The following is a 24,086-nucleotide window of genomic DNA, read 5'->3' as shown; positions in this document are numbered from 1 at the left end:
TGAACATCTCTCCTAAATACTACGTCAAAAGGCAGACATTAACTGTAGCGGGGGTTCCTGCAACAGCTTGTTCTGCTCATCAAAAATGGAAATCTGTCTGCGCCAGAAATCCTCATCCGTCATCCACGGAAAGCTTCTCGGAAAAGCGGGATCCTGCCAACGGCGAACAATCCATGCCAGATAATAAACCATCCGCATGGCGCGTAAAGGCTCAATCAGTGACAATTCGTGTGCATCAAAGTCACTGAATTCATTATAGGCTTCCAGCAGGATATCCCATTGCAGACGCTGCTCCTGGCGATCGCCATTAATCAGCATCCATAAATCCTGTACCGCCGGACCATTGCGCGCATCATCCAGATCGACAAACAGCGGGCCATCACGCCACAGGATATTACCCGGATGGCAGTCACCATGCAGACGCAGTGGCGTCCAGTCGTGATGCCAGCATTTGTGTAATGTCGTGCTGAGGCGATCCAGACTCTGTAACAATCTAATCTTTAATTTCGCCGGGATCAGGCTGCTATTTTCGAGGATCTGGCGGGGTTCAACAATATACTCCTGCAAACCAATGGTCGGGCGCTCGGCAAACAGCTGCTTTTTACCGGTCTGATGGATACGGCCAAGAAAACGGCCAACCCATTCCATATGGTCGTAATTATCGGTTTCATACTGGCGGCCACCGAGGCTGGGGAAAATAGCGAAGTAAAATCCCTCATGCTGATGCAACATCTTGTCCTGCAATAGCAGAGGCGCTGCAATCGGCACTTCATCCGCCAGTAATTCGACCGAAAACTGATGTTCTTCATTGATTTGCGCAGGTGTCCAGCGTTGCGGTCGGTAAAACTTCACCACATAACGCTTTTTATCTTCGTCCGAAAACTGATAAACCCGGTTCTCGTAACTGTTTAATGCCGTCAGGCCAGATTCCACGCGCAAGCCGGTATCCCAAAGCGCATCGACTATCGCATCAGGATTTAACGTCTGGAAGTTAAAGGCTGGTTGGTTCATTGCGCAGGTTCGCCATTTTCGCTATAAGTCAGCGACAAAGAGTATCATTAAAAGACCTGCGGAATGGTTGAAGGTTCAGATTTAATCCTTAATCACACCACGTGCACGCAGCAAGGCGGTCTTAAAATCCTCTTCATAATCTTTTTTCAGACCAGGAATCTCTTCACTGGCTTCCGTATCACGCATTTTAAGATGATAAATCAGAATATCGTCGGTCAGTTGATCAATTGGCCCGGAGAAACCTGACTCGGCGGCCAGTTTCTGTAAAAATTGCAGCAGATTCAGATCCGGCTCCTTTTGCCATGCTGGCTGGAGCAGTGAGATTAGTTCATTAAGACGATGGCATTTCATAGTGGTATTCCTTAACCCAAAGATATCCCATTACGTTAGCAGGGTTAATCCCATATGAAAAGAGAGGTTTAAGCCCGATGAGTTCAACACAACGCGCTGAAATAACCGGCGTTATTCTTGCCGGTGGCCGTGGCAGCCGTATGGGCGGTGAGGATAAAGGGCTGATGATATTAAATGGCCTGCCGCTTTATCAGCATGTTTTACAGCGGCTGCAACCGCAAGTCACCAGCGTTTGCATCAGTGCCAACCGTAATCTTACCTGCTATCAGCTGAGTGGCCTGCCAGTGATAAGCGATACCGTTTCCGGCTATGCCGGTCCGCTGGCGGGCATGCTCGCCGCTCTGCGCTTTATCGATAACGACTGGGCGCTGTTCGCAGCCTGCGACACGCCTTTTATTCCATATAATCTGGCTGAGCGCTTATGGCAGCAGAGAGGTGAGGCAGACGCAGCATGGGTACGCAGCGGTGAGCGCGATCATCCCGTTCTGGCATTGATTCACCGCCGTGTCGCGGATCGGTTGACTGATTTTCTTGCCCGGGGGGATCGTAAGTTAATGCTTTTTTTGCAGGAAATCGCTGCAACAGCCGTAATATTTCCCGAAGATCGGCAAAGTTTTATCAATATCAATACCCTGGATGATTTGCGCAGTTACAGCGAGGAGCATTGATATGCTGCCGCTCATTGCTCTCGCCGCGTGGAGTGGCACCGGTAAAACGACCCTGCTGAAACAGCTTATCCCGCTGTTAAAAATGCGCAATATTCGCTGCGGCCTGATTAAACATACTCATCACCAGATGGATATTGATACGCCGGGCAAAGACAGTTATCAGTTACGCAAAGCCGGCGCCGATCAGGTTCTGGTCGCCAGCCAGCAACGCTGGGCGCTAATGACGGAAACTGCAGATAACCAGCAACCGCTTAATCTGCAGTTTCTCGCCAGTCGTCTGGATGCATCTTTATTAGATCTGGTGCTGGTTGAGGGGTTTAAGGATGAGGCAGTGACAAAGATTGTCTTGTGGCGTGAAGAAAGCGGACGAGATCTGAACGAATTACTGGATCAGCATGTGATTGCAGTGGCCAGCGATCAGCCATTAAGCCTGCATATTCCCTCTCTCGATCTGAATCAGCCGGAAAGTATTGCTGATTTTATCGTTAACTGGCTGAAAAAATGACACAAAAAAGCCTCATGCTTTCGCATGAGGCTTGTCTGTTTAATTGATGCCTGGCAGTTCCCTACTCTCGCATGGGGAGACCCCACACTACCATCGGCGCTACGGCGTTTCACTTCTGAGTTCGGCATGGGGTCAGGTGGGACCACCGCGCTAAAGCCGCCAGGCAAATTCTGTTATTTATGCCGTCACTCCGCTGACCACACAAATTAATCCGTTTATGAACAAGCTGAATACTGTCGCGTCTCTCTCAACGCTCACCAAAACACTTCTGGTGTTGTAAGGTTAAGCCTCACGGGTCATTAGTACCGGTTAGCTCAACGCATCGCTGCGCTTACACACCCGGCCTATCAACGTCGTAGTCTTCAACGTCCCTTCAGGACTCTCAAGGAGTCAGGGAGAATTCATCTCGAGGCAAGTTTCGCGCTTAGATGCTTTCAGCGCTTATCTTTTCCGCATTTAGCTACCGGGCAATGCCATTGGCATGACAACCCGAACACCAGTGATGCGTCCACTCCGGTCCTCTCGTACTAGGAGCAGCCCCTCTCAATTCTCCAGCGCCCACGGCAGATAGGGACCGAACTGTCTCACGACGTTCTAAACCCAGCTCGCGTACCACTTTAAACGGCGAACAGCCGTACCCTTGGGACCTACTTCAGCCCCAGGATGTGATGAGCCGACATCGAGGTGCCAAACACCGCCGTCGATATGAACTCTTGGGCGGTATCAGCCTGTTATCCCCGGAGTACCTTTTATCCGTTGAGCGATGGCCCTTCCATTCAGAACCACCGGATCACTATGACCTGCTTTCGCACCTGCTCGAGCCGTCACTCTCGCAGTCAAGCCAGCTTATGCCATTGCACTAACCTCACGATGTCCGACCGTGATTAGCTGACCTTCGTGCTCCTCCGTTACTCTTTAGGAGGAGACCGCCCCAGTCAAACTACCCACCAGACACTGTCCCCACCCCGGATTACGGGGCCAGGTTAGAACATCAAACATTAAAGGGTGGTATTTCAAGGTTGGCTCCACGCAGACTGGCGTCCACGCTTCAAAGCCTCCCACCTATCCTACACATCAAGGCTCAATGTTCAGTGTCAAGCTGTAGTAAAGGTTCACGGGGTCTTTCCGTCTTGCCGCGGGTACACTGCATCTTCACAGCGAGTTCAATTTCACTGAGTCTCGGGTGGAGACAGCCTGGCCATCATTACGCCATTCGTGCAGGTCGGAACTTACCCGACAAGGAATTTCGCTACCTTAGGACCGTTATAGTTACGGCCGCCGTTTACCGGGGCTTCGATCAAGAGCTTCTCCTTGCGGATAACCCCATCAATTAACCTTCCGGCACCGGGCAGGCGTCACACCGTATACGTCCACTTTCGTGTTTGCACAGTGCTGTGTTTTTAATAAACAGTTGCAGCCAGCTGGTATCTTCGACTGCCTTCGGCTCCGCCCGCGAGGGGGTTCACCTACCAGCAGCGTGCCTTCTCCCGAAGTTACGGCACCATTTTGCCTAGTTCCTTCACCCGAGTTCTCTCAAGCGCCTTGGTATTCTCTACCTGACCACCTGTGTCGGTTTGGGGTACGATTCGATGTTACCTGATGCTTAGAGGCTTTTCCTGGAAGCAGGGCATTTGTTACTTCACCACCGTGGTGGCTCGTCATCACGCCTCAGCCTTAAAGCATTCCGGATTTGCCTGGAACGCAAGCCTACACGCTTAAACCGGGACAACCGTCGCCCGGCTAACATAGCCTTCTCCGTCCCCCCTTCGCAGTAACACCGGGTACAGGAATATTAACCTGTTTCCCATCGACTACGCTTTTCAGCCTCGCCTTAGGGGTCGACTCACCCTGCCCCGATTAACGTTGGACAGGAACCCTTGGTCTTCCGGCGAGCGGGCTTTTCACCCGCTTTATCGTTACTTATGTCAGCATTCGCACTTCTGATACCTCCAGCAGACCTCACGGTCCACCTTCGACGGCTTACAGAACGCTCCCCTACCCAACAACGCATACGCGTCGCTGCCGCAGCTTCGGTGCATGGTTTAGCCCCGTTACATCTTCCGCGCAGGCCGACTCGACCAGTGAGCTATTACGCTTTCTTTAAATGATGGCTGCTTCTAAGCCAACATCCTGGCTGTCTGTGCCTTCCCACATCGTTTCCCACTTAACCATGACTTTGGGACCTTAGCTGGCGGTCTGGGTTGTTTCCCTCTTCACGACGGACGTTAGCACCCGCCGTGTGTCTCCCGTGATAACATTCTCCGGTATTCGCAGTTTGCATCGGGTTGGTAAGCCGGGATGGCCCCCTAGCCGAAACAGTGCTCTACCCCCGGAGATGAGTTCACGAGGCGCTACCTAAATAGCTTTCGGGGAGAACCAGCTATCTCCCGGTTTGATTGGCCTTTCACCCCCAGCCACAAGTCATCCGCTAATTTTTCAACATTAGTCGGTTCGGTCCTCCAGTTAGTGTTACCCAACCTTCAACCTGCCCATGGCTAGATCACCGGGTTTCGGGTCTATACCCTGCAACTTAACGCCCAGTTAAGACTCGGTTTCCCTGCGGCTCCCCTATACGGTTAACCTTGCTACAGAATATAAGTCGCTGACCCATTATACAAAAGGTACGCAGTCACCCCCCTGAAGAGGGCTTCCACTGCTTGTACGTACACGGTTTCAGGTTCTGTTTCACTCCCCTCGCCGGGGTTCTTTTCGCCTTTCCCTCACGGTACTGGTTCACTATCGGTCAGTCAGGAGTATTTAGCCTTGGAGGATGGTCCCCCCATATTCAGACAGGATGTCACGTGTCCCGCCCTACTCATCGAACTCACAGCAAGTGTGCCTTTGTGTACGGGAGTATCACCCTGTACCCTGCGACTTTCCAGACGCTTCCACTGACACACAAACTGATTCAGGTTCTGGGCTGTTCCCCGTTCGCTCGCCGCTACTGGGGGAATCTCGGTTGATTTCTTTTCCTCTGGGTACTTAGATGTTTCAGTTCCCCAGGTTCGCCTCGTTAAGCTATGTATTCACTTAACGATGATGCACCGTAGTGCACCGGGTTTCCCCATTCGGGTATCGACGGGTATAGCGCCTCATATCGGCTTACCGTCGCTTATCGCAGATTAGCACGCCCTTCATCGCCTCTGACTGCCAGGGCATCCACCGTGTACGCTTAGTCGCTTAACCTCACAACCCGGAAGTGTCTTTCGACCCTCGGGGCTGCAAGCATTTGAGAGACTCGAATATATCGTGCTTCATTTCTTATTACGGAGAAATGAGACGACATATCGTTTCAATTTTCAGCTTGTTCCGGATTTTTAAAGAGCATAATACTTCGCAGCATACCGTTGCCGGTGTGCTCTGAAGTATTTTTTAGTAACGGTATGGTGGAGCTAAGCGGGATCGAACCGCTGACCTCCTGCGTGCAAGGCAGGCGCTCTCCCAGCTGAGCTATAGCCCCATACAGTTACTGCAGAGACCTTTACTACCACTCACCAGGAGTCACATCCGTTTAAGAACACGAATGTTAATTTGGATTCAGGCAAGGCATGCAGGAGGGAAGTTTACTCTGGTAAACGACCGAGTGCATAACGCAGCATGAATACAAATTTGGTAGGCCTGAGTGGACTTGAACCACCGACCTCACCCTTATCAGGGGTGCGCTCTAACCACCTGAGCTACAAGCCTGTAGAGGTTTTTTCTGCTCGTTACTTTCATCAGACAATCTGTGTGGGCACTGCGCGGGGCATCTTCACATAGGTAAGGAGGTGATCCAACCGCAGGTTCCCCTACGGTTACCTTGTTACGACTTCACCCCAGTCATGAATCACAAAGTGGTAAGCGCCCTCCCGGAGGTTAAGCTACCTACTTCTTTTGCAACCCACTCCCATGGTGTGACGGGCGGTGTGTACAAGGCCCGGGAACGTATTCACCGTAGCATTCTGATCTACGATTACTAGCGATTCCGACTTCACGGAGTCGAGTTGCAGACTCCGATCCGGACTACGACGCACTTTATGAGGTCCGCTTGCTCTCGCGAGTTCGCTTCTCTTTGTATGCGCCATTGTAGCACGTGTGTAGCCCTGGCCGTAAGGGCCATGATGACTTGACGTCATCCCCACCTTCCTCCGGTTTATCACCGGCAGTCTCCTTTGAGTTCCCGCCATTACGCGCTGGCAACAAAGGATAAGGGTTGCGCTCGTTGCGGGACTTAACCCAACATTTCACAACACGAGCTGACGACAGCCATGCAGCACCTGTCTCACGGTTCCCGAAGGCACTAAGGCATCTCTGCCGAATTCCGTGGATGTCAAGGCCAGGTAAGGTTCTTCGCGTTGCATCGAATTAAACCACATGCTCCACCGCTTGTGCGGGCCCCCGTCAATTCATTTGAGTTTTAACCTTGCGGCCGTACTCCCCAGGCGGTCGACTTAACGCGTTAGCTCCGGAAGCCACGCCTCAAGGGCACAACCTCCAAGTCGACATCGTTTACGGCGTGGACTACCAGGGTATCTAATCCTGTTTGCTCCCCACGCTTTCGCACCTGAGCGTCAGTCTTCGTCCAGGGGGCCGCCTTCGCCACCGGTATTCCTCCAGATCTCTACGCATTTCACCGCTACACCTGGAATTCTACCCCCCTCTACGAGACTCTAGCCTGCCAGTTTCAAATGCAGTTCCCAGGTTGAGCCCGGGGATTTCACATCTGACTTAACAGACCGCCTGCGTGCGCTTTACGCCCAGTAATTCCGATTAACGCTTGCACCCTCCGTATTACCGCGGCTGCTGGCACGGAGTTAGCCGGTGCTTCTTCTGCGGGTAACGTCAATCGACGCGGTTATTAACCACATCGCCTTCCTCCCCGCTGAAAGTACTTTACAACCCGAAGGCCTTCTTCATACACGCGGCATGGCTGCATCAGGCTTGCGCCCATTGTGCAATATTCCCCACTGCTGCCTCCCGTAGGAGTCTGGACCGTGTCTCAGTTCCAGTGTGGCTGGTCATCCTCTCAGACCAGCTAGGGATCGTCGCCTAGGTGAGCCGTTACCCCACCTACTAGCTAATCCCATCTGGGTTCATCCGATGGTGTGAGGCCCGAAGGTCCCCCACTTTGCTCTTGCGAGATTATGCGGTATTAGCTACCGTTTCCAGTAGTTATCCCCCTCCATCGGGCAGATCCCCAGACATTACTCACCCGTCCGCCGCTCGTCACCCAAGGAGCAAGCTCCTCTGTGCTACCGCCCGACTTGCATGTGTTAGGCCTGCCGCCAGCGTTCAATCTGAGCCATGATCAAACTCTTCAATTAAAAAGCTTGATGCTCAAAGAATTAAAACTGTTATTCGTAATGAATATAGTAGTCACTCTTGAGACTTGATATTTCAAATTTTTTCCATCCGGGGATGGTTTGCGATATCAACCCTGCGAGTGCCCACACAGATTGTCTGATAAATTGTTAAAGAGCAGTGCAATCAGCGACTTCGTCTGCTGCTGCGAGGTGGCGTATATTACGCTTTCCACCTTCAGAGTCAAGTATTTATTTACTTTTCTCTTCCTGACACCGCGCTGTGTAAGCCGTTGTTCCGTGTCAGTGGAGGCGCATTATAGGGAGTTCCTGACGGGTGACAAGTGTTTATTATAAAAAAATGACTGACCGGTTTAATTTTAGCCAAAAGGTGCAAAAACAGCCTTTTAACGACTATTTTTCAGCCTGACACGCGGAATTTGCGATAATAATGGCGACAAAGAAGATGTTATCTTTACAGCTAACGCGTTTATCCCGTCACTCCAATGCGTTAAATAAGAAGAAAAGGACGCTCAATGATCAAATCCGCACGCAGCATGGCCGGTCTTCCGTGGATTGCTGCTATGGCGTTTTTTATGCAGGCACTGGATGCCACTATTCTGAACACCGCCCTGCCCGCAATAGCACAGAGTCTTAACCGTTCGCCGCTGGCGATGCAGTCGGCGGTCATCAGCTACACCCTGACGGTGGCGATGCTGATTCCGGTCAGCGGCTGGCTGGCCGACCGTTATGGCACGCGTAAAGTGTTTATCGCGGCGGTGTCGCTATTCACCCTGGGGTCACTGGCCTGTGCGTTATCGGGTTCGTTAAGCATGCTGGTGATTTCCCGTGTCATACAGGGCGTGGGTGGCGCGATGATGATGCCGGTAGCCCGACTGGCGTTATTGCGTGCTTATCCACGCAGTGAACTGCTGCCGGTACTTAACTTCGTCACCATGCCCGGACTGGTCGGCCCGATTCTTGGTCCGCTGCTCGGCGGCGTGATGGTGACTTACGCCACCTGGCACTGGATCTTCCTGATTAACATTCCTATAGGCATTCTCGGCATTCTCTATGCGCGCAAATATATGCCGGACTTCACCACGCCGCGTCGCCGCTTTGATCTCACCGGCTTCTTGCTGTTTGGTTTCGGTCTGGTGCTGGTATCGAGCGGTATTGAACTGCTTGGCGAACAGATTGTGAGCGGAGGTATTGCGGCGGCGGTGTTACTGGGAGGGGTCTTACTGCTTCTCTTCTATATATTGCATGCGCGCCATCACCCGATGCCGCTGATTGGCTTGCCGATGTTTAAAACCCGCACCTTCTCGGTCGGCATTATCGGTAATATCGCCTCACGGCTGGGCACCGGTTGTATTCCGTTCCTGATGCCGCTGATGCTACAGGTTGGTTTTGGCTATTCGGCGATTCTCGCCGGCTGCATGATGGCGCCTACCGCACTGGGTTCAATTCTGGCGAAGTCTACGGTTACCCAGGTGCTGCGCTGGCTTGGCTATCGTAAAACCCTGGTGGCGATCACCTGCATTATTGGCGTACTGATTACCACCTTCTCGCTACAGTCACCGGGCATGGGCGTATTGATGATAGTGGCGCCGCTGTTTGTGCTGGGAATGGCGATGTCGACGCAGTTTACGGCGATGAATACGATTACGCTGGCGGACTTAACCGATGAGAACGCCAGTAGCGGCAACAGCATGCTGGCGGTGACTCAGCAGCTGGCGATCGGTTTTGGCGTGGCGGTCAGCGCCGCGGTGCTGCGCATGTATCAGAATTTCGACGGCACAACCGTTGACCATTTCCATGCGACCTTCCTGACGATGGGTGTGGTAACAATATTGTCGGCGCTGGTGTTTATGTTATTAAAACCGGGCGATGGGCGTCATCTGATTGCCAATCGTGAAAAACGCAAAAAAAGCGCTTAAATCTCGCCTACCGAAGCGCGTTCGATTAACTCCGGTGTCAGCACTAACAGCTGCTTGCTGATGCCGGGATCGGTAAGGCGCTGAATAATAGTATCAATCGCCAGCGCGCCCAGCTCATCTTTGGGTTGATGAATGGTGGTTAATGGCGGCGTCATATAGCGCGCCAGCTCAATATTATCGTAACCAATCACCGCAAGATCCTGCGGTACCGACAATCCGGCCTGATACAATGCGTGATAAACCCCCACCGCCATCGCATCATTGCTGGTAAACACCGCCTGCGGCAGCGGGTTCAGCGCCAGCAGCTGATTCATTGCGTTATAACCGCCCTGAAATTCAAAGTCACTCTCCACAATATAGCCCGGCAGAACCGGCAATCCGGCGCTGGCCATCGCTTGTTTGTAACCGTCCAGACGCATGCGCGCCGGGGTTTTATCCTGCGGACCGGCGATACAGGCAATACGCGTATAACCACGCGTAATCAGGTAAGCGGTAGCCTGCTCGCCGCCCAGCAGCGAGTTATCCTGAATAATGTCGCTGCCGCCTTCAAACGGCGCCCAGTCCATCATCACCGATGGAATAGTCGGGTAGCGATTAAGGATCTCTGCCGAAGGCAGATGGCTTTCAGTACACATGATCAACAATCCATCCACCCGCTTTTGCAGCAACGTTTCCAGACTGCGGTTCATGCGCTCTTCATCGCCTTCGGTATTACACAGCACCAGACTATAGCCACGCTGATAACAGCTATTTTCCACGCCACGCACCACTTCAGCATAAAACGGGTTGCTGCTGGCGGTCAGCAGCATGCCGATGGTGCGGGTCTGTTTAATTTTCAGGCTCCGCGCCAGCGCCGACGGGGCGTAGTTAAGCTGTTGGATGGCGGCATCAATTTTTTCGCGCACCGCATCGCTAACAAAACGATTGTTATTAATGACGTGGGAGACCGTCGAGGTCGATACGCCCGCTAAACGGGCGACATCTTTCATAGTGGCCAGGATACTTACCTCTGCTGCAGCAGGAAGCTATCAATCTCTTCGCGCCATGGAACGGAAGGCTGCGCGCCCGGACGTGTAACGGCAATCGCTGCTGCGGCATGCGCAAAGCGCACCGCCTGATCCATCGGCTGCTGTTCAAGCAACGCGGTAATCAACGCACCATTAAAGGTATCCCCTGCCGCAATGGTATCGACGGCAGTGACACGGAAACCGGCAATACGCTGGCCCTGACCGTTATCACTCAACCAGACGCCACGGCTGCCGAGTGTAATCAGCACTTTACTGATGCCCTTGCCATGCAGCACGGCGGCGGCACGGGCAGCATCTTCATCGTTGCGAACCGGAATGCCGGTAAGGATTTCCGCTTCGGTTTCATTCGGGGTAATCATATCCACCAGCGCCAGCAGCTCATCGGAAAGTGGAATCGCCGGAGCGGGATTAAGGATCACCTGAGTCTGATGTTGCTGCGCAATTCGCGCGGCGGCCAGCACGCTATCCAGCGGCGATTCCAGCTGCATCAGCAGTGCTGAAGCATCGGCAATAGTTTGCTGATGACGGCTAACCAGCGCCGGGGTTAACGCCGCATTGGCGCCGGCATGGATGGCGATGGAGTTTTCACCGTCACCATTAACAAAAATCAGCGCCACTCCGGTTGAAGCCCCGGCAATAACCTCTACCGGCTTGATATCAATACGGTCTTTCGCCAGCTGCTGACGCACGCGCTCGCCAATATCATCTTCACCAACGCAGGCAATAAAAGCGCTATCCGCGCCGCTACGACCGGCAGCCACCGCCTGATTCGCCCCTTTGCCGCCAAACGCGATCTGATACTGCTTACCGATCACCGTTTCGCCCGGACGCGGAAACTGCGCCAGATTGAGGATATGATCTGCATTGATGCTGCCAAGAACAGCCAGTTTACCGGTTTTAGTCATATGTAAAACATCCTGAAAAGTGCGCCACCGGACAGGGTGGCGCAGTGCTCTGCTTTTCTTTGATTTATTTGGTGACCAGCTTCAGGTCTACCGGATTGATCGCTCTGACTTTCTCGCCTTTCAGCACTTTATCGGCGGTTTGCACGCCAATAACCCCGATCTGCTCCGGCATCTGCGCCACGGTCGCGGCCAGTTTGCCGCCTTCAACCGCTTTCACACCGTCAGCGGTGCCATCAAAACCCACCACCACTACATCAGATTTGCCTGCGGTTTGTAATGCACGCAGCGCACCCAACGCCATTTCATCGTTCTGGGCAAACACTGCCTGCACGTCAGGATGAGCAGTCAGCAGGTTTTGCATCACATTCAGACCTTTAGTACGGTCGAAGTCAGCAGGCTGGCTGGCCAGGATATTAAATTTGTGTGCATCGGCAGCCTGTTTAAAGCCTTCGCCGCGTTCGCGCGCGGCGGAAGTACCGGCAAGTCCCTGCAGTTCGATGATTTTGCTGCCTTCACCGAGCTTTTTGGCAATAAAGTCACCGGCCATTTTGCCGCCGAAGCGGTTATCCGAAGCCACATGGCTGACCACCGTGCCCTGCGCTGCTACGCGGTCGAGGGTGATCACCGGGATATTGGCCTGATTGGCCATTTTCACTGCGTTACCAACCGCATCAGAATCGGTTGGGTTGATCAGTAACAGTTTGGTGCCACGCACTGTCAGATCCTGCACGTTAGCCAGCTCTTTTGCCGGGTTGTTCTGTGAATCCAGCACCACCAGGTTATAACCCAGTTTGTCCGCTTCTTTCTGTGCGCCATCCTTCAGTGAAACGAAAAATGGGTTATTCAGGGTAGACACCACTAAAGCAATGGTGTCCTTCGCCAGCGCATTGGCGCTCAGGGTGGCGCTAAGTAATACGGCAAGTGCAGTCAGTTTTTTCATTTTTTATTTCCTGTCAGGGATATACCCTAAATAATTCAAGTTGCAGGCGCAGCCAACGCGCCTGCAACTTGAAGAATGACGGGTATCGAGGGTTATTTACTGCTTTTGTTATCCACCAGCACCGCCAGCAAAATTACCGCTGCTTTAACGATCATCTGGTAGTAAGAAGAAACACCTAATAAATTCAGTCCGTTATTCAGGAACCCAAGGATCAGCGCACCGATCAGTGTGCCAACAATGCGTCCTTTACCGCCCGCCAGGCTGGTACCGCCCAGCACTACCGCCGCAATCGCATCCAGCTCATAACCGGTACCTGCCGTTGGCTGCGCCGAAGAGAGACGTGCAACTTCGATACTTCCCGCCAGTGCCGCCAGCATGCCGCACAGCGAATAGACAATGATTTTCACCCGGTTAACGTTGATGCCGGACAACTGGGTTGCCGCTTCGTTACCGCCAAGCGCGTAGATGTAGCGTCCTAAACGAGTATGATGCAGCATGTACCACGCCAGCAGAAAGACGACCGCCATAATCCAGATTGGCGTTGGCACGCCCAGCGGGCGACCAATGCCAAACCAGCCCAGCAGGTCGGCATTGGCGTCAAAACCGGTATTAACCGGACTGCCGTTGGTATAAACCATGGTGACGCCACGCAGCAGCAACATCATTACCAGCGTGGCGATAAATGCCTGTACTTTGCCTCGGGCGACAATGGTGCCGGTAATCGCGCCGATAAAGGCGCCGAGCGCCAGCGAAGCGGCGACCGCCGCCAGCGCATTCACTTCCATGCCCACCAGCGAGGCCGCCACCGCGCCGGTCAGCGCCAGCAGCGAGCCGACCGACAGGTCGATGCCGGAAGTTAAAATCACCAGCGTCATACCCACCGCCATAATGGCGTTGACCGACGTCTGCTGCAGAATATTAAACAGGTTATTAACGGTAAAAAAATTCGGGCTGAGGCTGGAAACGATAACGATCAGCACAATCAGGGCTATCAGCGATTTCTGCTCCAGCAGCCACGCTTTGCTAATCAGGCGACGGCGTGCAGGTAAACTTTGCGTACTCATAAATGTGCTAACTCCTCGCTGTGTTGCTTGCCCACGGCCGCAGCCATAAGGGCTTCCTGTGTGGCGTGTTCAATCGGGAAATTACCGCTCAGGCGGCCTTCATGCATCACCAGAATGCGATCGCTCATGCCGATCACTTCCGGCATTTCGGACGACACCAGGATGATGCTCAGCCCTTCTTCTTTAAACTGGTTAATCAGCTGATAGATCTCTTTCTTGGCGCCGACATCCACGCCACGCGTCGGTTCATCAAGAATTAACACCTTTGGACGGGTCATCAGTCCGCGGGCAATCGCCACTTTTTGCTGGTTGCCGCCGGAAAGCAGACCAATCGGCTGCTCCATGGAGGGCGTTTTCACATTAAACAGACGGATAAAGTCGCCCACCGCCTGCATCTCTTCCGCGTGCTTCAGACGTCCACCGGCATGGCTGAAGTAGCGCAGCGCCGTCAGCGACATATTCTCTTTTACCGACATTCCCAGCACCAGGCCGTCACGTTTACGATCTTCAGAGATATAAACAATGCCATTTGCCAGCCCCTGCTGCGGTGAACGGGTCAGCACCTCACGCCCGTCCAGCGTCACTTTACCGCTGGTACGCGGCAGCGCGCCGTATAACACTTTCATCAGTTCGGTACGCCCGGCGCCCATCAGGCCAGCCACTCCGAGGATTTCGCCTTTGCGCAGCGTAAAACTGATACTGTCGACGCCCGGTCCGCTAAGATTTTCCACCTTAAGGCGTACTTCACCCGGCGCTTTATCAAGACGCGGATATTGCTCTTCCAGCTTACGACCCACCATCATTTCGATTAGCGACTCTTCGCTCAGGCTCTCCACCGTGCGCTCGGCAATAAACTGGCCATCGCGGAATACAGTGACGTCATCGCAAATTTCAAAAATCTCTTTCATCCGGTGCGAGATATAGACGATGCCGCAACCCTGCGCTTTCAGCTCATTGATCACGCGAAACAGCGACACGGTTTCGGTGTCCGTCAGCGCATCGGTCGGCTCGTCCATCACGATCACTTTTGACTCAAAGCTAAGCACCTTAGCGATTTCCACCATCTGCTGATCGCCAATCGATAAATCGCCTACCAGCTTATGGCTGTCAAAACGCAGATTCAGACGCTGTAACAGCGCATCGGCGGCGCGGTACATCTTTTTCCACTCGATGCGGCCAAAGCGGTTAACAAATTCACGACCGAGGAAAATATTTTCCGCGATGCTGAGCTGTGGGATCAGGTTAAGTTCCTGATGGATAATGCCAATCCCGGCTTCCTGGGAGGCTTTCGGACCGCTAAAGCTGGTTTCATTGCCCAGCCACAACAGCGATCCGGCATCGCGGCTGTAGATGCCGGTCAGCACTTTCATCATGGTGGATTTACCGGCGCCGTTTTCGCCCACCAGCGCCATAACGCGTCCCGGATAAACCGCCAGCGCAGCCCCGGAGAGCGCTTTTACGCCCGGGAAGGATTTATCAATGCCTTTCAGTTGCAGTAACGGTTGCATACCAGCCTCAGAAGGTCACGCCAGCGACCAGGATGACATTCGCATACGGAGAGCACTCTCCGCTGCGAATGACCGCCTGACTACGCTGAGTCTGTTGTTTGAACTGTTCATGGCTGGTGTAACGGATACTGATGGTATTTCCCTGAAGTTGTTGCAATGTTTCGAGCAGAGCGACCAGTTCGTCGTGAAGTTGCGGATTATGCTGCTTCATCTCTTCCGCGATGATGGCGCTTTCTACCTGCATCTCATTGGTTACGACTTCAGCGACCCGCAAAAAGCTGGGAATACCGTGCGTCAGCGCCAGATCGATACGCTGCGGGCCTGCCGGAACAGGTAAACCAGCATCGCAGATCACCAGGCTATCGGTATGACCGAGACGGGAAACCACGTAAGAAATTTCAGAATTCAGTAAGGTGCCTTTTTTCATCTTTCACTCCAGAGCGAAACGTTTCGCTGATCGGGAGTGTAAAAAAAGCGCAGAGGAACACAACGAGGATATGATGAATTTGTGATCGCCATCGAAACGTTTCGCTGGCGACGAAAATAATTTGGCTTATGCCACCAGATACGCCGTAAACCGGGCCACTGCTGACGATAACCTGGCGTAGCTGGCAGCATGCGGCCGCCAGCTTTCACCATGCAGAATCAGAGAATCTGACTGAGATGCAGCTGTCCCATCAGCAGATGGTTATCGGCATAGTCGACCGGTATCGCAACGATCGCCGGACCGGCAACATCCATCGCTTTACGCAGCGTGGGTTCCAGCGCCTGTGCGCTGTCGACCGCAAAACCGGCGGCGCCAAAGGCTTCGGCGTAGGCCTTAAAATCGATAGCGCCAAATTTAACGCCGGAAACACGCTGATACTTTTTCTCTTCCTGCATCGCTACCATATTGTAAGCATCATCCACCCAGATAATATGCAGGATATTAGCCTTAAGCCGCACGGCGGTTTCCAGCTCCATACTGGATTGCATAAAACCACCGTCGCCGGAAACCGAAACCACTTTGCGGCCTGGATCCACCAGCCATGCGCCGATAGCCCATGGCAAAGCGACGCCCATGGTTTGCTGACCGTTAGAGATCATTATCTGGCGCGCGCGGAAACTGTAGAGATAGCGCGCAATCCAGATATGAAAACTCCCCATATCCACGGTTAAGGTGACATCGCTGTTAATAATGTCCTGCATCGCGCGCACAATACGTAATGGGTGCAGGGCAAACTGATCCAGCTGATGACCGCGCAGCGCCAGCAGCTGACGCTGGGTCTGACGATCCTGCAGGATTTCCGCCGAGGCGCTGCTCAGATGCAGCGGCGAGGCGATGCATTGCGCCAGTTTATCGAGGGTGGCGGCGATATCGCCTACCAGCTCGGCATCAGGCAGATAGCAGTTATCGGTATCTGCCGGCAACACATCAATATGCACCAGCGTGGCATTGCCGCTATTCCACATTGCCGGTTCATACTCCACCGGACTGTAACCGACGGTGATAATCAGATCGGCCTGCCGCAGCAGACGGTCACCGGCCTGATTATTAAATAAGCCCACCCGGCCAGCGAAACGGGAAAAGTGTGACTGCCGAACCGCACCCGCCGCCTGATAGGTGCTGGTAACCGGAATATGGCTGCGCTCCAGCAACCGGTGCAGCGCTGCGGCATTTTCCGGCTGACTGGCCATCAGCCCCAGTAAAATCACCGGATTTTTCGCTGTCGCCACTTCGCGGGCAACGGCATCGATCGCACTGTCCGGCGCCGGTCCGAGTAACAGATTACCGTTGTGCTTCAGCACATTGCCGCTTACCGGCTGATTAATAATATCCTGCGGCAGACTGACAAAAGCGCCGCCCGGACGGCCCAGCTCTGCGCTGCGAAACGCGTTTGACAGCACTTCACCCAGCGCGTCGGGGGAATTGACCTCAACCGCATATTTGGTGACTGGCTGGAACATGCCGACAGTATCCATGCTCTGATGCACCTGTTTCGCGCTATCAGCACGTTTTACCGCGCCACCGATCGCCACCAGCGGATCACCCTCGGAAGTGGCGGTAGCCATGCCGGTAATCAGATTGGAACAACCAGGCCCGGAGGTAACCAGCGCCACACCGGCTTTACCGGTTAAACGGCCCACCGCAGCCGCCATAAAGGCCGCATTTGCCTCATGACGCACCGGAATGGTCTCGATGGAGGAATCCACCAGTGAATCAAACACTTTATCGATTTTTGCGCCCGGGATGCCAAATACCTGCTTCACCCCCTGCGCTTCGAGTTGTGCCACCACCAGATCTGCCCCATGTGTCCATTGCTGAATTTCAGTTGCCGTTTTCATCTGCTCTCCTTTTCGGGTTATTAGCTCTCAACGCTGCGAATAGCATCATCAAGATCGGTGGGGTTCAGGTTAGCGTTAAGGAAATCCTCATCATCCGGCAGATCAATCACCAGTTTGCTGATCTCACCAAAAGTCAGCGTGCCCTGCTGCAGCTGGTAGTCGAGGACATGGCCGCCTCCCTGTCGATCGGCAGTAATAAAATGCTCGTGGTAACCGGCGACATTGATGCCCTGCATATAGCGCGGCGAGCGGAAGCCGATCAGCACGCCGTTACGCTGATTAAAATGGAAGGTGGGTTGCTCCTCTACCGCCTGCATCATCGGTTTATACGGGCGATGCTGGCAGGGCACGGTGCGGGTATCGACCTGCACAAAATGGCCTTCAAGCCGTAGCGCGCAAAACTGGTTATCAGAGCTAATCTGCTGGTTAATGACCTGATGCACCTCATCACGGCTGGCAGGATGCGAGAAGCGGTGCTGGTACTGCGGGTTAAAGAAGGTGATAACCGCAAACGGGGTACGTTGATCGTGACGCGCCTTATTGGCCGAGCCGTCAGCGCGCAACTGATAGACTTCACGATCGAAGGCAATCAGCTCGCCATCCAGATGATTAAAGGTGCCAAGGCCAAAATCGCCTTTCTTCAGCAAATCGCCAATGGTGGTGCTGCCCTCATAGACGCCGCTCAGCAGGGCGCTCATCAGCGAGGTCTGATAGATAACACTTTCTGGTCTTTTTTGCTGAAAAGCAGAAAGGGTAGAAGTCAGCTCATCAGCACAGAAACAATCAGTTACGTTATCCTTCATTGTATTCCTCCGGGATAAAGTATTAGAAAACGTTAACTGTATATTGACTCGATTCAGCTTCGCATTCCAATATAGAACTCCCCCCACTTTGAGACGTTTTCGATATGGAATTACGATATCTGCGTTATTTTGTGGCGGTCGCGCAAACGCGTAACTTCACCCGGGCGGCGGAAATGCTCGGCATGTCGCAGCCGCCGCTAAGTCAGCAAATTTTGCGGCTGGAGCGCGAGATTGGTACGCCATTGCTGAAAAGGCTGACGCGTGGCGTTGAGTTAACCGAGGCGGGCGCGGCATTTTATAATGATGCCCGGCAAATCCTTGAACTGACCGGCAATGCACTGGAGAAGGCAAAAGGGATTGCCCGTGGCGTTTCAGGACAGCTGTCGCTGGGATTTGCCTGTTCCATTGCTTTTCATCCGGCCATTTTCAGCCTGCTGCGGCAGTTTCAGGCGAGTTATCCGGCGATGACGCTGCTGCCTCGCGAGGCGAATATGGCGGCGCTGATGCATGATTTACAGGAAGGATTACTGGATGCAGCCTTTGTGCGCTTGCCGTGTGAAAGCAGCAAAGCCTTTAATCTGCAGATTATCGCCAGTGAAGCGATGCGGATTGTGTTGCCTGCAATCCATCCACTCAGCAGCAGCAGCACGCTATCGCTGGCGCAGCTGGTGGATACGCCGATGATTACCTTTCCGCGCGATGTGGCGCCAAGTCTGTATGAATCGATTATCAGCGCCTGCCTGCGCAGCGGTTTTCAGCCGCAAACCGGGCCGCAGTCGCCACAAATCTCTTCGGCGATCAGTATGGTGGCGGCAGGCTTTGGTTTCGCCATTGTTCCGGCGTCGTTATGCTGCATCAGCTCGCCGCATGTCAGCTTTCATCATTGTGCCGACCCGGCGCTGACCAGCGATATTGCGCTGGCGTGGCGCAAGTGGGATCGTTCAGCGTCGGTGCAAAGCCTGATCCAGACGCTGGAAAGACAGAAACAGGCCAGCTAATGCTGGCCTGTTTCTGAGGCAGGTTACTGAATTTTGCTGACGCGTTTTACATCCAGTTCAACCGAGTTGAAGTCTTTATCCAGCTCGCCCTGCAACTCAACTTTATCAGCTGGTGATACGCTTAGCCCTTCCCAGCGCTTATGGTCAATTTCCACCGTCATGGTGCCGGATGCGTCACGGAAGGTGTAATCCTCATCACCAATACGTTTTTCGATATTGCCACGCAGCGTCACCCAGCTGTCATCTTTCAAATCCTGCGCCTGTTTCACCGTGACCACACTGCCGTTCGGGCCAGAGAAGCCCCCTTTCTGCACCGGGGCTGCCGCTGCGTCAGGGTCAACAAAACCACCGTGGCTGGCGGCAAGCACCGGCGTAGAAACCAGGGCGGCGATAGCTAATAAAGCGGCGGTCTTTTTCATATTGTTCACCTTATATTCCATTGCGGGTTTGCAGAAGTAAGTTGTCTTCGGTCGCTATTAAAGCAAAGGGTTCTTAACAGGATCTTAAGAACTCAGACCATTACGATTTATTTGTTTATCCTGCGCTAAATAGCCGATTTTGCGTGCATTAGCCTGTACAAGCCGCCCGGCGATTCCGTATAACTGCGGTTAATTACCTGAAGGAAAAAGACGCCGATGAGAATTTTATTAATCGAAGATGACCGCCTGATTGGCGATGGCATTAAAGCCGGATTAATTAAAATGGGTTTTAGCATCGACTGGTTTTTATCCGGCAAACAGGGTTTAGCGGCGCTGGCGGCAGCGCCTTATGACGCCGTGGTACTGGATCTCAGCCTGCCGCATATCGACGGGCTGGAAATATTGCGTCAGTGGCGCCAGAGCGGGCAGGATGTACCGGTACTGATCCTGACCGCGCGCGATGCGCTGGAGCAGCGCGTACAGGGTCTGCAACAGGGAGCGGATGACTACCTGTGTAAGCCGTTCGCCCTGAGTGAAGTGGCGGCACGACTTCAGGCGCTGATTCGCCGGCGTCATGGCCAGCTGCAACCGACCCTGCAACATGGCGGCGTGGTGATGGAACCTGGCTCACACACCGCCACGCTGAATGGCGAAGCGCTGGTATTAAAATCGCGCGAACTGGCCATCCTCGAACTGCTGCTGCTGAATGCCGGTCGCGTACTGACGCGCGCGCAGCTGGAGGAGAAGCTGTACAGCTGGGATGAGGATGTCTCCAGCAATGCAGTGGAAGTACATATTCATCACCTGCGTAAAAAACTGGGCAGCGACTTTATTCGCACCGTGCATGGCGTTGGCTACACGCTGGGAGCCGTGACATGAAGCGGATGAGTCTGCGCCTGCGGTTAATTATCGGCTTTATTCTGCTGACGCTGCTGTGCTGGGGCGTCGCCAGTGTGGGGGCCTGGTATCAGACGCGCGATAAAATCAACGAACTGTTTGATACCCAGCAGATGCTGTTTGCCAAGCGTCTCGCCACGCTTAACCCGGAAGATCTCAGCCAGCAGCCGCAATCCCTGCCAAAAACCAAAAAACTGCTGCGCCATCATCGCGGCGATCAGGAGGATGATGCGCTGGCGTTTGCGGTATTTAGCCGCGACGGCCAGATGGTGATGAACGACGGCGATAATGGCAAAGACTTCCTGTTTCATTACTATCAGCGCGACGGTTTTAGTGATGGCAGGCTGCGCGATGACGACGATCGCTGGCGCATGGTGTGGCTGGCGACGCCCGATCAACGCTATGTGGTGGTGGTCGGCCAGGAGTGGGAATATCGCGATGATATGACGCGCGATATCGTGCAGACCAATTTAACGCCGTGGCTGTTTGCCCTGCCAGTGATGCTGATTTTACTGTTCTGGCTGGTCACACGCGAACTGTCACCGCTAAAACGCATCGCCACGCAGCTGCATCAGCGCCAGCCGGATGACGGTTCGCCATTAACCACCCCGCATCTGCCGCAGGAAGTGCGGCCAATTGTCGATGCGCTGAATACGCTGTTTGCCCGTATCAATCAGATGCTGCTGCGCGAACGGCGCTTTACCTCCGATGCCGCCCATGAACTGCGCAGTCCGCTGGCGGCGCTAAAAGTACAAACCGAAGTGGTGCAGCTGGCGCATGATGATCAGCAGATGCGTCAGCATGCGCTAAGTAATCTTGATGCCGGTATCGATCGCGCCACCCGTCTGGTGGATCAGCTGCTGACGCTGTCGCGGCTGGATGCCGAAGCGGCTCTGGCGGAGTGTCAGCACGTCGATCTGCATCAGCTGTTACAACAGGCGGTGATCGACCATTACCATAAAGCGCAGCAGGCCGGGGTCGATATTACTTTGCAGCTGCCGGATACCGCGGTCTCGCGCGATGGCCATCCGCTGTTGCTGGCGCTGATGGTGCGTAACCTGCTGGATAACGCCATTCGCTACAGTTATGCGGGCAGTACGATAGAGATTAACCTGCAGCAGCGCGCATTCAGCGTTGCCGATAATGGGCCGGGCGTCAGTGAAGAGGATTTGCAGCGGATTGGCGAGCGCTTCTATCGCCCGCCGGGACAAGAGAAATCGGGCAGCGGCCTGGGACTGTCGATTGTCAGCAATATCGCTGAGCTGCATGGTATGCAGGCGCACTTTAGCAATCGGACTGAGGGCGGATTTGTCGCCACCTTAAGCTGGTAACAAAACGGGCGACATCGCTGCCGCCCGTTAATTTAAATCTCGACCTGCGTCCCCAGTTCAATCACCCGGTTCGGCGGGATTTCAAACTGATCCGGCGCGCGCAGCGCATTACGTTGCAGCGCCAGGAACAGCTTGCCGCGCAGACGCAAATACCACGGGCGCTTACCGATAATCAGCGACTCATGCGACATAAAGAACGACGTCTCCATCATGCGGCAGCTTAAGCCTTCCAGACCACAGCGATGGAAGATCTCTTCCACGTTTGGCGTTTCACGCCAGCCATAACTGGCCACCACTCGCCAAAAAGTCGGCGACAGCTGCTCAATGGTCACGCGTCGCACATTATGCACGTAAGGCGCATCTTCGGTGCGCAGCGTCAGCAATACCACCCGCTCATGCAAGACTTTGTTATGCTTAAGATTATGCAGCATGGCAAAGGGAATTACATTGAGTGCACGCGACATATAGACGGCGGTGCCGGGCACCCGCACCGGCGGCGATTTCTCCAGCGAGGCGATCATCGCTTCCAGTGAGTTGCCGTGTTCATGCATACGACGCAGCAGGCGGAAACGCTCACTTTTCCAGGTAGTCATCACGATAAACATCACCAGCGCCAGGCAGAGCGGCAGCCAGCCGCCGGAGAAGATTTTCACCAGGTTGGCGCTAAACAGCGGCACATCAATGCACAGCATCGCCAGCAGAATCAGCCATACCAGATAGCGATTCCAGCCCCAGTTTTTCACCGCCACCGTACAGCTGAGAATCGACGTCAGCACCATGGTGCCGGTCACCGCAATACCGTAAGCCGCCGCCAGGTTACTGGAGTGCTCAAAGCTGACGATAACAATCACCACCGCAAAGTAGAGCAGCCAGTTAATCACCGGGATATAGATTTGGCCGGATTCATTTTCCGAGGTGTAAATAATGCGCATCGGCGGCAGATAGCCTAAACGCACGGCCTGACGCGTCAGCGAGAAGACGCCGGAAATCACCGCCTGCGAGGCAATTACTGTCGCCAGGGTGGCGAGGATCAGCATCGGAATCAGCGCCCACTCGGGAGCCAGCAGGAAGAACGGGTTTTTAATCGCTTCCGGATGTTTAAGCAGTAGCGCGCCCTGACCAAAGTAGTTCAGCGCCAGCGAAGGCACCACCACAGTAAACCACGCCAGGCGAATCGGGAACTTACCAAAGTGCCCCATATCGGCATACAGCGCTTCCACCCCGGTAATCGCCAGCACTACCGCGCCAAGGGCAAAGAAAGAAACCTGCTTATATTCGATAAAGAAGTGAATCGCCCACGCCGGATTCAGCGCCTGCAACACTTCGGGATTGGCGAGAATACCGCGTGCGCCAAGCACCGCCAGCACGATAAACCACACCAGCATCACCGGCGCAAACAGCTTGCCGACCATCCCGGTGCCGTGCTTCTGGATCACAAACAGTAGCGTCAGCACCGCAATCGACATCGGCACAATATAAGGGTCGAGCGCAGGCGCGGCGATTTCGAGACCTTCAATCGCCGACATCACCGATATCGCCGGGGTAATCACCACTTCGCCATAGAAGAAGCTGCCACCAATCAGGCCAATAATCACCAGAAACGCCGTGGTGCGGGCGCCGGTATTACGGCCGGCCAGCGACATCAGAGTCAGAATCCCGCCTTCACCGGCGTTATCAGCACGCATCACGTAGCTGAGATATTTCAGCGACACCACCAGCACCAGCAGCCAGAAAATCAGTGACAAAAAGCCAAAAACTGCGTCACGTTCTACACCAAAACCAAACTGGCCGGATAAACATTCACGCAATGTATACAGCGGACTGGTACCGATATCGCCATAAACCACACCTATCGCGGCCAGTGTTACGGCGCCAAGGGACTGCTTCTTGTCAGAACTCATAATGTTATCTTTTGTTGAAGCGGAATAACACGCGGATGCGCGCGGCCCGAACTCGCAAAAACCGCACAGTATGCACGAAATACCATAAAAGCCTACCCCTGGTCGCGGTTCAGATTTTCAAATGGCGTGCATCTTCACCCTTTCGCGATAAAAAAGCTGACTGGTATCAAGTCTTTCAAGCATGATAGCCAGTAGTGTTAGCGCTCGCCTGAT

The 24,086-nt window shown here is 53.9% G+C and carries 18 protein-coding genes, 2 tRNA genes and 3 rRNA genes; 6 read left to right on the top strand and 17 right to left on the bottom strand.

Annotated features, from left to right (window positions below):
- Positions 1–24: 24 nt before the first annotated feature.
- Both J2125_RS11360 and J2125_RS11355 read right to left on the bottom strand, forming a co-directional pair.
- On the bottom strand, positions 25–1,011 hold the full coding sequence (locus tag J2125_RS11360) for a serine/threonine protein kinase (RefSeq protein WP_017801623.1): 987 nt from the start codon (positions 1,009–1,011) through the stop codon (positions 25–27).
- A gap of 81 nt (positions 1,012–1,092) precedes the next feature.
- Positions 1,093–1,362 carry a YihD family protein gene (locus J2125_RS11355; RefSeq protein WP_017801624.1) on the bottom strand — a complete coding sequence of 90 codons (270 nt, stop codon included), beginning with the start codon at positions 1,360–1,362 and terminating at the stop codon, positions 1,093–1,095.
- A gap of 77 nt (positions 1,363–1,439) precedes the next feature.
- Here J2125_RS11355 and mobA point away from each other — a divergent pair, with 77 nt between their 5' ends.
- Together mobA and mobB are read left to right on the top strand one after the other, a co-directional pair.
- Positions 1,440–2,030: a molybdenum cofactor guanylyltransferase MobA gene (gene mobA / locus J2125_RS11350; protein ID WP_017801625.1), complete on the top strand. Its 591-nt coding sequence runs from the start codon at positions 1,440–1,442 to the stop codon at positions 2,028–2,030.
- 1 nt (position 2,031) lies between these two features.
- Positions 2,032–2,535 (top strand): molybdopterin-guanine dinucleotide biosynthesis protein MobB, encoded by a 504-nt coding sequence (gene mobB, locus J2125_RS11345; protein ID WP_017801626.1) that lies wholly within the window; start codon positions 2,032–2,034, stop codon positions 2,533–2,535.
- 48 nt (positions 2,536–2,583) lie between these two features.
- Here the strand turns inward: mobB and rrf are convergent.
- The 5 genes from rrf to J2125_RS11320 form a co-directional block, all read right to left on the bottom strand.
- Positions 2,584–2,699, bottom strand: a 5S ribosomal RNA gene (gene rrf, locus J2125_RS11340).
- A gap of 114 nt (positions 2,700–2,813) precedes the next feature.
- Positions 2,814–5,721: ribosomal RNA gene (locus tag J2125_RS11335) — 23S ribosomal RNA — on the bottom strand.
- Between the two features lie 198 nt (positions 5,722–5,919).
- Positions 5,920–5,995 (bottom strand) — tRNA-Ala (locus J2125_RS11330).
- A 150-nt stretch (positions 5,996–6,145) separates the two neighbouring features.
- Positions 6,146–6,222, bottom strand: a tRNA-Ile gene (locus J2125_RS11325).
- Positions 6,223–6,295: 73 nt separating this feature from the next.
- Positions 6,296–7,838, bottom strand: a 16S ribosomal RNA gene (locus J2125_RS11320).
- The 16S, 23S and 5S rRNA genes sit together here with 2 tRNA genes alongside, the layout of an rRNA operon.
- Positions 7,839–8,350: 512 nt before the next feature.
- On the opposite strand from J2125_RS11320, the gene mdtD reads away from it, so the two are divergent.
- The gene (mdtD, locus tag J2125_RS11315) at positions 8,351–9,754 is read left to right on the top strand and encodes a multidrug transporter subunit MdtD (protein WP_017800264.1); all 1,404 of its coding nucleotides are present in this window, start codon (positions 8,351–8,353) and stop codon (positions 9,752–9,754) included.
- Here mdtD and rbsR read toward each other — a convergent pair.
- The 8 genes from rbsR to budA form a co-directional block, all read right to left on the bottom strand.
- On the bottom strand, positions 9,751–10,752 hold the full coding sequence (rbsR, locus tag J2125_RS11310) for a ribose operon transcriptional repressor RbsR (protein ID WP_026111596.1): 1,002 nt from the start codon (positions 10,750–10,752) through the stop codon (positions 9,751–9,753). The two genes, mdtD and rbsR, sit on opposite strands and share 4 nt — an antisense overlap.
- A gap of 5 nt (positions 10,753–10,757) precedes the next feature.
- A complete protein-coding gene (gene rbsK / locus J2125_RS11305; RefSeq protein WP_017800266.1) occupies positions 10,758–11,687 on the bottom strand; it encodes a ribokinase in 930 nt (309 codons plus the stop codon).
- Between the two features lie 64 nt (positions 11,688–11,751).
- On the bottom strand, positions 11,752–12,627 hold the full coding sequence (gene rbsB / locus J2125_RS11300) for a ribose ABC transporter substrate-binding protein RbsB (protein ID WP_017800267.1): 876 nt from the start codon (positions 12,625–12,627) through the stop codon (positions 11,752–11,754).
- A 92-nt stretch (positions 12,628–12,719) separates the two neighbouring features.
- Positions 12,720–13,691: a ribose ABC transporter permease gene (rbsC, locus tag J2125_RS11295; protein ID WP_017800268.1), complete on the bottom strand. Its 972-nt coding sequence runs from the start codon at positions 13,689–13,691 to the stop codon at positions 12,720–12,722.
- Positions 13,688–15,199: a ribose ABC transporter ATP-binding protein RbsA gene (gene rbsA, locus J2125_RS11290; RefSeq protein WP_017800269.1), complete on the bottom strand. Its 1,512-nt coding sequence runs from the start codon at positions 15,197–15,199 to the stop codon at positions 13,688–13,690. Before rbsA ends, rbsC begins: the two co-directional genes overlap by 4 nt.
- 7 nt (positions 15,200–15,206) lie before the next feature.
- On the bottom strand, positions 15,207–15,626 hold the full coding sequence (gene rbsD, locus J2125_RS11285; protein WP_017800270.1) for a D-ribose pyranase: 420 nt from the start codon (positions 15,624–15,626) through the stop codon (positions 15,207–15,209).
- Positions 15,627–15,844: 218 nt separating this feature from the next.
- A complete protein-coding gene (gene alsS / locus J2125_RS11280; RefSeq protein ID WP_017800271.1) occupies positions 15,845–17,524 on the bottom strand; it encodes an acetolactate synthase AlsS in 1,680 nt (559 codons plus the stop codon).
- A gap of 20 nt (positions 17,525–17,544) precedes the next feature.
- Positions 17,545–18,327, bottom strand: coding sequence for an acetolactate decarboxylase (gene budA, locus J2125_RS11275; RefSeq protein ID WP_017800272.1), 783 nt, complete (start codon positions 18,325–18,327; stop codon positions 17,545–17,547).
- A gap of 104 nt (positions 18,328–18,431) precedes the next feature.
- On the opposite strand from budA, the gene J2125_RS11270 reads away from it, so the two are divergent.
- Positions 18,432–19,325 (top strand): LysR family transcriptional regulator, encoded by an 894-nt coding sequence (locus J2125_RS11270; RefSeq protein WP_017800273.1) that lies wholly within the window; start codon positions 18,432–18,434, stop codon positions 19,323–19,325.
- 23 nt (positions 19,326–19,348) lie between these two features.
- Here J2125_RS11270 and J2125_RS11265 read toward each other — a convergent pair whose 3' ends face one another.
- Positions 19,349–19,744 carry a YgiW/YdeI family stress tolerance OB fold protein gene (locus J2125_RS11265; protein ID WP_026111597.1) on the bottom strand — a complete coding sequence of 132 codons (396 nt, stop codon included), beginning with the start codon at positions 19,742–19,744 and terminating at the stop codon, positions 19,349–19,351.
- A gap of 216 nt (positions 19,745–19,960) precedes the next feature.
- Here J2125_RS11265 and qseB point away from each other — a divergent pair, with 216 nt between their 5' ends.
- A complete protein-coding gene (gene qseB, locus J2125_RS11260; RefSeq protein WP_017800275.1) occupies positions 19,961–20,623 on the top strand; it encodes a quorum sensing response regulator transcription factor QseB in 663 nt (220 codons plus the stop codon).
- Positions 20,620–21,972, top strand: coding sequence for a quorum sensing histidine kinase QseC (gene qseC / locus J2125_RS11255; protein WP_017800276.1), 1,353 nt, complete (start codon positions 20,620–20,622; stop codon positions 21,970–21,972). Before qseB ends, qseC begins: the two co-directional genes overlap by 4 nt.
- Positions 21,973–22,004: 32 nt before the next feature.
- Here qseC and kup read toward each other — a convergent pair whose 3' ends face one another.
- Positions 22,005–23,873, bottom strand: coding sequence for a low affinity potassium transporter Kup (gene kup, locus J2125_RS11250; protein ID WP_017800277.1), 1,869 nt, complete (start codon positions 23,871–23,873; stop codon positions 22,005–22,007).
- Between the last annotated feature and the right edge of the window lie 213 nt (positions 23,874–24,086).

It is taken from the genome of Winslowiella toletana (assembly GCF_017875465.1).
GTDB lineage: Bacteria > Pseudomonadota > Gammaproteobacteria > Enterobacterales > Enterobacteriaceae > Erwinia > Erwinia toletana.
The sequence above is the reverse complement of the archived record's forward strand: the minus strand, read 5'-3'. Positions and strand labels throughout refer to the sequence as shown.